The organism is Microcoleus sp. B7-D4 (assembly GCF_036705125.1).
In the GTDB taxonomy this organism is placed as follows: Bacteria; Cyanobacteriota; Cyanobacteriia; order Cyanobacteriales; family Microcoleaceae; genus Microcoleus.
Genome location: NZ_JAUBTT010000034.1, coordinates 1 through 11,160 on the forward strand (window position 1 = coordinate 1; position 11,160 = coordinate 11,160).

Consider the following 11,160-nt stretch of genomic DNA (forward strand, 5'->3'; position numbering starts at 1 on the left):
TTGCGGACTGCTGCTGCTGCGTTGAATTTGAAGCTTGTTCGCTCCAAGCTGACGGGACGGGGCGTTAAAGGTTTGCTATGCCACGGCGAGGGGTCTAATGGCAAAGATACATTGCGAGCTGTGTTGGCCGCTGTTTTGGGGAGGGGAATGACTAACAAGTCGTTGTCAGACTTCAAATCCTATGACAATGGCCGCAAGTTCAATCTGTCCGGTCTGCTAGGGGGGCTCTGTAATTGGGCTTCTGAGAACACTGCAAAAGTAGACCTAGACAATATTCAGAGTCTCAAACAGTTCATCACTGGCGACCCGATCGACATTGAACCTAAAGGTAAGGACAGCTACGAATACAAGCCTGTTGCTACCTTTTTTGCCAACTGCAACAAACTACCCTCTATCACTGGGGGGACAGCTGCAATTGATGACCGCTACGGCGTCCTGAGTTTCAAGAAAACTTACAAGCGTAACGCTGACCCGTCTCAGGGTGAATTAGAGGCTGACCCGCGCTTTAAGGATAACGAGAACTTTATCCTTGAACGGATTGCACCGGCGATGCTCAATAAGATATTGGAGCGGTTGCCACTGCTACTGAAAGAGGGCATTGACTACAAGGCCACTCGTGAGGCGATGCGGGAAGCACAGGAGGAAAGCCGACACTTGTGGCAGTTTGCCCGCGAGGTTGGTTTAGAGGTTCAGTCTGGCGGTCGCGTCTGGGTTAAAGATTTGTGGGAGCAATTGCAAGCTTGGTATGAGGATGCAGGGATTCTAGAGCGAGAGACTAGCGGCACCAAAGAGAAGCTGATTTGGAATGAACTTTCCAACAAGTATGACGCTCCGGTGAAAGCTATAAACCAGTTGTCCTCAAGGCTTAGCGAGATTTTTCCTAAACTTCAAGTGTGTCGCTATTGTGAACGAGATGACATGGAGCGGAGGAACCAAAGATATCTGCTTGGAATTGGATTTGTGCAAACTTCCACAAAAACTGTGGAGCCATTGGAGCCAGTAGACAGAGCAAGGGATACTGTGGAGCCAACTGTGGAGCCAAAAAATACTGGCTCCACAGTTGGCTACCCAAAAACCCTTACACAGAGCGCTGGCTCCAATGGCTCCACAATTTCCTCACCTTTTAGTCAGGTTTGCGATTTACTCTCTCAACTTACCGACAGCGAGCGCGAGAAACTGGTAAAAATACTCACTCAATCTCCGCAAGCTCAGCCCCCATTAAAACCGGAGTCAGAGCCGGCAGTGGCATCAGTACCCGAAGCTATCACCCTAGAGGACGCAGAAAAAATGCGAGACATTGCACTAATCTGGTGGCCAGAGTACCGTTCTGAACATTTACAAGCCCTGCTTACTCAAATGTTCGGATGGAACACTCCGGGACGGAAATACAGCATTGCTACTATCGCTGACTGGCTGGAGGGAGAAGACGAGTTAGTCCGCGATCGAATTGCTGAACTCATCCGTCTCCAAGGAAAAATTTAGCCACTGCCTGACAACTAACGACTGAATCCCATCCCCCTTAATTGGGGGATTTTCGTGTCTACAAGTTTTGTAGACAAAATGTTGACACTGTAGACGCCTATCAGTTAGTGTAGACAAATACTGTATACAGGTGTCTACAATGAGTCAAAGTCAAGTCGTATCATTCAGAGCATCCGGTCACTTCCTGAACTGGATAGAAGCTCAGAAGCTAGACGGTGAGTCACTTAGTCAAGCTGCACAACGCATTCTCAAGGAAGTCTCAAGCACGTCTACAGCGCTGTCTACTTTGTCTACACCGATAGTGTCTACATCGTCTACAGATTTGTCTACACGAAGCAATGATAGCGTCGTGTCTACAAAAATTGTAGACACTGTAGACAAGGTTGTAGCCGATCGCCTTGACCCGGTGATGGAACGGATGGCCGCCATTGAGGAACGGCTGGGAAAATTGAGTGCCTGAGTGACGGCAACGATGAATCACTCAGGCAGGAATTGAAAGCGGCCAACAAGCAGCTTGCAGAATGGGATAAAGAACTGAATCAGTTACACGAGAGCAACGGCGATTTAGGACTGAAGGTGCAGATGTTGGAGCAAGAGCTCAAGGAAGCGCGGCGCGATCGGGAAACAAATAAAAACTTGGCTCCGACCGTCGCAGAATTTCCAGAGCCGGCCGACTTACTCAATCAGTTAAGAGCGCAGCGCAAAAAGACGAGGGCCGAACGGGAAGACGTGGAGGTAATTTTAGGATTGTTGGGCGGATGAGTAGTCAGGGCGTCTTGACTTGCCGACTGCGGGTAGTAGCAATTGGGGAGAGGTTGAATAGAAAGTGAATATTTCTATTCAATTTCTATTCAAACGATACTCAGTTTGGTCGTTTTCTAGTCAAATCGTAGTCAATTTCTAGTCAAATAGACCCCTAACTTAGTCGTATTCTGAGCAATAAAAAACCTCAAACCGTTGATTTCTCGTTAGTTTGAGGTTTTTATAGGCGCAAGCGGGCAGCGGGAATCGAACCCGCATAATTAGCTTGGAAGGCTAAAGTTTTACCACTAAACTATGCCCGCGCACAGAAACTAAACATACCACAAGTCTCTGGGGATTGCAATAGGCCTGTGCAAAATTTTTGAATACCTCCCCCACACAGGCTGAATCGGGACTTGCGGCCCGATCGCCCCCTCACCCCGAAAATCCCTCTCTCCAATGCTGCGTAAGGCTTTACGGATGGAAATAATCGTAAATTTGCTGCGCCAGACGCGGGCCAATCCCAGAAACTTCTGCCAACTGTTCGGGAGTCGCTAAACGGAGATAGTCGATCGACCGAAAATGTGCCAACAATTGTTTTTGTCGGTGGTGTCCCAATCCGGGAATTTCATCAAGGCGCGATCGCTTCATTCTCTCGCTTCTGCGATCCCGGTGAAAACTCACAGCAAACCTGTGCGCTTCATCTCGCACCCGGCGCAATAATTGTACCCCAGGCTGCTCAGAATTAGTTGGAAGTGGCAAAGATTCCCCCGGCAAAAATATCTCCTCTCGCTGCTTTGCCAAACTGACAACGCGCAACTCTTCTAGCAAATTCATCTCCCGCAAAACAGCCACAACTGCTGACAGTTGACCTTTGCCGCCATCTATCATAATTAAGTCGGGTTTGTCGGAAATAGTATGAGAAACCGATGATAAATTGCTGAGTTCTTCCGGTTCTTCTAACTCGCTAAATCCCTCTTCCATCTTTCCTCTTTCTTCTTCCTTCAATCCTCGGAATCGGCGACCGATAACTTCTGCTAAACTAGCAAAATCATCAGAATGACCCGATTTAATTTCAGGATTTTTAATTTTGTAATGGCGGTAGTGTTGATTGGCCGGCAAACCGTCAATAAATACGACGCGGGAAGCTACGGCGTCAGAACCTTGAATGTGAGAAATATCGTAACCTTCAATGCGGCGAGGAACTTCTGGCAAATCGAGAATTTCTGCTAAATCTTCCATTGCTTGAGAATTGCGATCGCTCAATCTTTGCATTCTCGCCAATTCATACTCAGCATTGCGTTCCACCATCTCAATCAACTCAGCCTTAGTTTGCCGCTGCGGCGTCAAAATCGTAACTTTTCGCCCCTTACGATTGCTCAACCAATCTGCTAATATTTCTCCTTCTGGCAATTCGTACTGCACAGAAATTTCGCTGGGAATTTCTACGGATTCAACATTTTGATAGTGTTCTTCCAACACCCGCTGCAAAATCGCTCCGGCCTCTACCCCCCCTCGTTCCCCCCCTTGCCAAGGGGGGGAGGAAAGAGAAAGTTCAGATAACTCTTGCCCATCTTTTACAAGAGATTGAGATAACTCTTGCCCCCCCGCTTGTAGGGGCGGTGCCCCCGTGCCCGCCCTGGGTTGGGAGGGTATTTCCGCCATAAATCCCAATCTTCCGACCAATTGACCTGCACGAATTTGGAACAATTGGACGCAAGCGTGCTGGGTGTCTGCCGCAAGTGCGATCGCATCTCTGGAAACCGTATCGTCGGGCAAAGACACTTTTTGACCCGCACTCAAAGACTGCAAACCTTTAATTTGATCGCGAATGCGCGCCGCCGTTTCAAAGTTTAAATCTTCGGCAGCTTGTTCCATTTGCGGCGCTAACAAGTCGAGCAATTCCTGAGTTCTTCCCTGGAAAATCATCGCTACTTTTTGGATTATTTTCCGGTATTCTTCAGGCGAAGTTAACCCTTGACAAACGCCAACGCAGCGCCCGATGTCGTAGTTCAAACAAGGACGGTCTTTAAATAGCGGTTGAGGGCGCTGCCGCAGGGGGAAAATTCGCTTAATTAAATGCAGCGTACTCCTCAGTGCCCCTGTATCGACGTAGGGGCCGTAGTAGCGGTCTTTTGCACTACCGGCGCGGCGTTTGCGGGTGATAAAAATGCGCGGGTATTCCTCCGACCAAGTGATGCACAAATAAGGATATTTTTTATCATCTTTGAGGAGTACATTAAAGTAAGGTTGGTGCTGTTTTACGAGGTTTGCTTCTAATGCTAAAGCTTCCGCTTCTGTATCGGTGGCGATGAATTCTATTTCGCGCACTTGCTGCACCATCATCGCGATGCGGGGACTGAGATTTTGGCTTTCGCGGAAGTAGGAACGGACGCGGTTTCGGAGTTTTTTGGATTTGCCGATGTAAAGGATGCGATCGCTCTCGTCTCGCATTAAATATACACCAGGAACCGCCGGGATTTCTTTGAGGCGACTTTCTAGGCGTTCCGAGTCTTTAACTAACGGCAGAGTTTTTGTGGATGGCATTGCAAGCTATCTCAGCAAAATAGAGACTGATTGTACACTCTTTTATTTTACCTTAATTATGTCTATTTTGACGGCTGCGACCGTCGCCAAACCCACCGACTACACTTGAAAATCTGTTACAGTATCTGAGATAAAAACTTGCGGGTGCGTTCTTCCTTCGGGTTCTGAAAAAACTCTTCTGGTTGGGCTTCTTCCACTAAAACACCGCCATCCATCAATACAATGCGATCGGCAACTTCGCGCGCAAACCCAACTTCGTGAGTCACCACCACCATTGTAATTCCTGTTTGAGCCAAATTTCGCATTACATCTAAAACTTCCCGCACCATCTCCGGGTCTAATGCTGATGTCGGTTCATCAAACAGCATGATTTTAGGCTGCATTGCTAGAGAACGTGCAATAGCGACCCGCTGCTGCTGTCCTCCAGACAACTGTCCGGGATATTTTTTTGCTTGTTCCAAAATGCCCACTCTTTCTAAGAGTTGCATTGCCACTTCTTCGGCTTTTTTCTTTGGCCAGCGGCGCACCCATACTGGCGCTAGCATGACATTTTCCAAGACTGATAAGTGGGGAAATAGGTTGAATTGCTGAAACACCATTCCTACTTCGCGGCGGATTGTCTCGATGTTGCGTAAGTCGTGGGAAAGTTCGATTCCGTCGATCGTAATTTTACCTTGTTGGTATTCTTCTAAGGCGTTGAATGTGCGAATAAACGTCGATTTTCCCGAACCAGATGGCCCCATCACCACAACCACTTCACCTCGGTTTACGGTCATGCTGACGCCTCGCAGTACGTGAAATTGTCCGTACCATTTGTGGACGTTTTCTGCTACGATTACCTGTTCTGGGGTTGTGGGTTTAGTTTGCATAGTTTGTCCTTTAAATAATGACGGATAATTATTGCCTGATGACTGTTGACTACTTCAGCGGAGGGGGGTTTATATATATTTGGGTTGGGAGGGGGCGGGTTTATATATATTTGGGTTGGGAGTTATATTTTGTTGGTGAACCCGCCCCTACAGACTGCGGACTAATGACTTTTTTCTAAAGTTCGTTCTATTTTGCGGCTTGCTAGGGAGATTGAGTAGCAAAATATCCAATAAATGATGCCGACGAATATGTAAACTTCGGCGTATCTGCCGATATAGGATGGATTTGCTAAAACTGCGCGGGATATTCCGATTAATTCTAACATTCCGAATAGAGATAGCAGGGAAGTATCCATAAATAATCCGATGAATTGACCGCCGATCGCCGGAATGACTATTCGCAGTGCTTGAGGCAGTACAATGAGAATTGTGAGTAGGGGTGTATTGAGTCCGATCGACCTAGCTGCTTCTATTTGTCCCCTGGGCACGGCCTGCAAGCCACCGCGCACGTTTTCCGCCAAGTATGCCGCACTAAATAAGGTTAATCCAGCAATGGCTCTAATTACTCTATCTAATTTCGGATATTCGGGCGGCAAGAAGAGTTGCAGCATCACTTGACCTAAAAACAAAATGCCAATTAAGGGTAAACCGCGAATAATTTCAATATATAATGTTGATAACAGTCTCACAACGGGCAAAGAACTTTGTCTGCCGAGTGCTAGCAATACTCCCAAAGGAAAGGAAAGCACAATACTAATAACTGCTAAAAAGAGCGTCAGCACTAAACCGCCCCAATCATTTGTTGACACTTCTGTCAAACCCAACCCGCCTTTAATTAGCCACAAAATTATGGGGAAGGAAAGAGCCCACATTGCAGGTATCCAACTCATTATTTTAGGGTTAATTTGTCTCCCCGTCCAATAGCTAGCAGCCGCTACAATAATATTGGCTAGCAGGTAAAAACGAGAGGTTAGGTCGATCGGCGAAATGACAGCACCCACAACTGCAGCACCAAGTATAATTAGTAAAGGCGGATTCCAAAGACGTTCTTGCCGCTGAATGTTTCCCCAAGTTAATCCTCCCAACAAGGCAATTATGGCCGTTACTATCCACAGCCGCCAGTACGATTCGCGGGGAAATCTTCCTGCGAAAAATAGTGGCAAGTTGGCTTCTAATACGCGCCATTGAGCTTTTGTTGTTGCCCAAACGATAATTCCTTTAATAGTTTGGAAGGCGATAATTAGGCAAACTACTGTCAGAATGCTGTTGTACCAGGTACTAAATAAATTTTTGCGCGCCCAATTCCAAGGGGTAGGCGATTCGGTGGCTGGGGGCGGTAATATGGGGAGAGTTTCCATCTAGCGGTTTTCAATCCTATATTTTATTAACCCGCGTAGGCGGGTTTTGTTTGTGTAGACGCGATTTCCAATCGCCAGGGGTTTTGTTTGTGTAGACGCGATTTCCAATCGCCAAGGCTAAAAAAAATCCTACTTATTTTCGCCGATTTATCCAATCTTCTCCACCTGGTAACTGACTTAAATGCTGGGCTAACACTGCGGGTAAATCTTTGGCGGAATGGATATAAGTCAAGTTCAATAACCTCACAGCAGTCTGAATAATCAGGTTTCTATCCATCATCTCTGCAAGTTGAAATTGACTATAAATACCATTCAATACTTCCTCCGCCGCCTCTGCAATCGCATCCTCAATCACCTCCTCCTCTATAAAACTCTCCCATTCATCAGAATTGATGTAATAAGATGTTTTATTATCTTTAATATTTGCCTTCTTAATTTCTCTGATTGAATTGCGAATCGAACTAGCCCAAGAACCAGTTAATCGCTGTTCAACTTGATTTTTAATCAAGTGAATCAGCAAAACATTTAAAAAAGATTGGATTTGTCGCAAAATTGCCTGTTTGCTCATTCCATCTAACTCATCGACTATTGCCAAAGCATCCGTATACCTTCCTTCCACTATGCTTTTTCTAAGAGCAATTAATTCTTGTGTCATTTGATGTTCCTCAAGTTTGATACTAGCAAAAAAAAGATAGTTGTTGTTGGTTATTTTTATTATTGTTTAGTCGTCAATTCACAAGTTTTCGTTACTCGGTCTCAGCTAAAGTCACTGTACGCCATTTAACGCGCTCTCCTTTGATTCCAATTAAAATAGATTAAATTTCAACTATTTACCTTTCCTTGATTTGTACAGTTTTATTGTACCAATTCATGAACAGAGAAACTATCAAACTAATTGTTAGATATGTTACCATGATAATTAACATTGCTTCGATCGCCCGACCGGTCTGATTCAACGTCGGAGATCCCACCACAAAATAAACGTCGGGATAAGCAACCGCAACCGCTAAACTCGAATTCTTAGCTAAATTCAGATACTGACTGGTTAAAGGCGGCACAATCACCCGCAAAGCTTGCGGTAAAATTACCATCCGCATCATTGTTCCAGACTTCAGCCCCAAAGACTTTCCCGCTTCCCACTGGCCTTTCGATACTGACTGAATTCCGGCCCGCACAATTTCTGCAATGTAACTGCCAGTATACAAGCTGAGTCCTGTCACCAAGGCAGCAAATTCTGGAGTGAATTTTAATCCTCCTTCGAGTTGCAATGTTGGTGTCAGGCGCGGAACATCTAGACGAAAAGGCAGATTTTTGGTGATAATCCAAGCTAAGATTGCACTTAGCCCGATCGCACCTAGAGCCCAAAACAACTGTCTTCCCGGCTTAGCTTCTTCCAACATCACCCGCGCCCGCCACATCCACAGCCCAGCGGCAGCCAAAACTCCGACAGTTAGCAAAATCAACCAAATCTCAAAACCCGGCAAAGCCACCGCTGTTGGTACAGCAATGCCGCGATTTGTCAAGTAAATCGGCCCCCTCATCTGCTGATTGTCTTCGAGTTTTGGCAGGGAAATGAAAACGGCAAAATACCAGAAAAATAATTGCAGCAATAACGGCGTATTTCGCAAAATTTCTACGTACAAACCAGCCAAACTCCGCAGCAGCCAATTGTCGGAAATGCGCGCAATTCCTACCGTCAAACCCGCAACTGTTGCGAAAATAATGCCGAGACCCATCACCCGCAGCGAGTTGATTAAACCGACAAAATAAGCTTGTCTGTAAGTATTTTCGGGACTGTAGGGAATCACGCTTTCGCCGATGTCAAAAGATGCTTGGGAATTGAGAAAGTCAAATCCAAATGCAATCCCCAGTTGCGAGTAATTGGCGCCCAGATTGTCCGCGAGAATCGCGATCACAACTATTACTAAAATTAGGGCGATCGCCTGTACGGCAATTTTCCAGAAGCGATCGTCCCGCAGGAGTTTTGATATATCTTTAAAATAGGGAAATTTCTGGGCTTTGCCCGGTTGAGGTTCTGGGTTCATAATTTAAATTATATTTGATAAATCTGCTGGCAAATCCAGGCGAGATTGAGCTTTGGTGCGTGATATCGTTTCCGGTTGCATCGGAATGATTTAACCGCAGAGGGCGCAGAGAACGCAGAGGGAGAGAATGCAGAGATGAATTATTCCGATGCTACCGGATTTGATATGACTTGATAGTTACTCGATTGGCGAGCGGGATTTTTCAAGTCACGCACTCTACATAGCTTTGGTGCGTGACTTGATAGTTACTTGATTGGCGATGGGGATTTTTACCGTCACGCACCCTACATAGCTTTACTAGCGGAATGGCGGCGAGTAAAGCAAACCGCCATCTTTCCAGAGTCTGTTTTGACCCCGTTCTAACTTGAGTGTACTTTTGGGGCCGAGGTTGCGATCGTACATTTCCCCGTAATTCCCCACTTTCTTCACAACGCGGACGGCGTAGTCGTTCGGGAGTCCGAAACCTTTACCTAAATCTCCTTCTGTTCCTAGCAAACGTTTGATGTTCGGGTCTGTAGTGCTTGCCACAATTTGGTCTACATTTCCTGAATTAATTCCCAAATCTTCAGCTTCAATCGCCGCGAAAACGATCCATCTCACCGCATCAGCCCATTTAGGATCGCCGCTTTTCACCGCTGGGGCTAATGGTTCTTTTGACATCACGATCGGCAAAACAACATTATTCTCGGAATTCGGCAGAGTTGTCCGCTTAGAAACAAGTTGCGATCGATCGGCAGTAACACCTTGACAGCGACCTTCTTGATAGGTAGCAAAGGTAGCATTCACATCTTCAAACACCACAGGAGTGTATTTAATTCCTAATTTTCGCATTTGGTCGGACAAATTTTGTTCGGTGCTCGTACCTGTCTGCACGCAGATAGATTTGCCCGCAAAATCTTTTAAACTTTTGATGCCGCTGTCTTTTTTGACCATGATGCTTTGAGAGTCATAAAAGATCACCGGGGCAAATTCCAGTCCGGTAGTGCTGTCGCGACTCGCGGTGTAGGTGGTATTTCGGCTGAGAATGTCGATTTCTCCCGCCTGCAAAACTGTAAATCTATCTTTAGCATTGAGCTTTCGGTACTCGACTTTTTCGGGATCGTCAAATATTGCCGCCGCCACAGCCCTGCACACATCCACATCCAGTCCCGAATATTTGCCTTTTTCGTCTACAAAGCTAAAACCCGGCAGTTCGCCACTGATGCCACAAATCAGTTTGCCCCGGCTGATAATTGTATCTATCCGGCTGGAACCTTGTTGCGAGTTGCCGCCTGCTGCAGTTGTTGCTGTTGTTTGTCCGGTTTGTGCCGATCGATCCCTACAAGATGCCAACGGTGCCACAAACAACACACTTGCTAGTAGCAGAAATCCCCATTTACGCATAGATTTTAATAGAACGCTTTCCTGACAATCCTACCTTGTAGCTGTCAGAACTGTGGCGATCGGCGATCTACACAGCTTCCGGTTTCAAATTAGCCGTTCTGCATCCGTTGCTGCACAGCGACAACTGCCCCGACTACCCGCCTGTTTTTTTTGAGCAAGCTGGGAACCCAAAGTTAGAAACCCGGTTTCTGGCTGGAGGTATGGTCGTCAAACCTCAGATTTATCCCTGAAACCCGGTTTCTTTTCTGCTATTTCTGCCCAGCGCGAGCGATCGTCGCCCTTCCCTGGAATATTTATCCGATTTTGATTGAATCCGCTCACAGTAGCTCTGGTGCCAGCCGCTGCTCAGCTAAATCGCGGATTAGGGAAAGCCGAGACTGGATGTATTCGTCCAACAAATCTGCTTCTTTGCCATTGAGCGCAGAGTTTGTCTTTAACTGCTTCAGCAGCCACTGTACCAGGGTGGCATCGTCTAAATTGACTAACAGAGTAGCTTGGGTGGTCTCAATTAATGACCAGAGTTGGCGTAACATGACTGGAGTCATAAAACCTCGTTGAGCGTAAATACGCACTTAATGGGCGGGGATAGCGAAAAGCTGGTCTTGGTGTCTCAAGCCGATAGACGAAAAGCACCCTCTGAGCCATCGGCTTAATGATTATTTTATATTTGACCACAATAACTTAAGACAGTAGTGTCGCAAGTTACAACACACAAGATGTTATAAGAGTTCCCAA

At 46.4% G+C, this 11,160-nt stretch carries 10 protein-coding genes and 1 tRNA gene; 3 read left to right on the forward strand and 8 right to left on the reverse strand.

The genetic code is table 11. From position 1 onward, the window contains the following. The 3 genes from QUB12_RS15365 to QUB12_RS15375 all read left to right on the forward strand — a co-directional run. On the forward strand, positions 1 to 1,482 hold a 1,482-nt coding region (locus tag QUB12_RS15365; RefSeq protein WP_333307426.1), incomplete at its 5' end, for a DUF5906 domain-containing protein. Between the two features lie 139 nt (positions 1,483 to 1,621). Beyond that, positions 1,622 to 1,942: a hypothetical protein gene (locus QUB12_RS15370; protein WP_333305144.1), complete on the forward strand. Its 321-nt coding sequence runs from the start codon at positions 1,622 to 1,624 to the stop codon at positions 1,940 to 1,942. Between the two features lie 32 nt (positions 1,943 to 1,974). Continuing rightward, positions 1,975 to 2,244, forward strand: coding sequence for a flagellar alpha dynein (locus QUB12_RS15375; RefSeq protein WP_333307429.1), 270 nt, complete (start codon positions 1,975 to 1,977; stop codon positions 2,242 to 2,244). A 231-nt stretch (positions 2,245 to 2,475) separates the two neighbouring features. On the opposite strand, the gene QUB12_RS15380 is transcribed toward QUB12_RS15375, so the two are convergent. The 8 genes from QUB12_RS15380 to QUB12_RS15415 form a co-directional block, all read right to left on the reverse strand. Next, a tRNA-Gly gene (locus tag QUB12_RS15380) sits at positions 2,476 to 2,546 on the reverse strand. 151 nt (positions 2,547 to 2,697) lie between these two features. Then, positions 2,698 to 4,770, reverse strand: a complete 2,073-nt coding sequence (gene uvrC, locus QUB12_RS15385) for an excinuclease ABC subunit UvrC (RefSeq protein ID WP_333307432.1) — start codon at positions 4,768 to 4,770, stop codon at positions 2,698 to 2,700. A 116-nt stretch (positions 4,771 to 4,886) separates the two neighbouring features. Continuing rightward, positions 4,887 to 5,639: an amino acid ABC transporter ATP-binding protein gene (locus tag QUB12_RS15390; RefSeq protein ID WP_333058040.1), complete on the reverse strand. Its 753-nt coding sequence runs from the start codon at positions 5,637 to 5,639 to the stop codon at positions 4,887 to 4,889. Positions 5,640 to 5,800: 161 nt separating this feature from the next. Continuing rightward, positions 5,801 to 6,997, reverse strand: a complete 1,197-nt coding sequence (locus tag QUB12_RS15395; RefSeq protein WP_333058039.1) for an amino acid ABC transporter permease — start codon at positions 6,995 to 6,997, stop codon at positions 5,801 to 5,803. A 133-nt stretch (positions 6,998 to 7,130) separates the two neighbouring features. Next, positions 7,131 to 7,652, reverse strand: coding sequence for a DUF29 family protein (locus QUB12_RS15400; RefSeq protein WP_333058038.1), 522 nt, complete (start codon positions 7,650 to 7,652; stop codon positions 7,131 to 7,133). A gap of 175 nt (positions 7,653 to 7,827) precedes the next feature. Continuing rightward, positions 7,828 to 9,042: an ABC transporter permease subunit gene (locus QUB12_RS15405; protein ID WP_333307435.1), complete on the reverse strand. Its 1,215-nt coding sequence runs from the start codon at positions 9,040 to 9,042 to the stop codon at positions 7,828 to 7,830. Positions 9,043 to 9,339: 297 nt separating this feature from the next. Then, on the reverse strand, positions 9,340 to 10,425 hold the full coding sequence (locus tag QUB12_RS15410; protein ID WP_333058036.1) for an amino acid ABC transporter substrate-binding protein: 1,086 nt from the start codon (positions 10,423 to 10,425) through the stop codon (positions 9,340 to 9,342). Between the two features lie 317 nt (positions 10,426 to 10,742). Then, a complete protein-coding gene (locus QUB12_RS15415; RefSeq protein ID WP_015178453.1) occupies positions 10,743 to 10,970 on the reverse strand; it encodes a hypothetical protein in 228 nt (75 codons plus the stop codon). Positions 10,971 to 11,160: the final 190 nt, after the last annotated feature.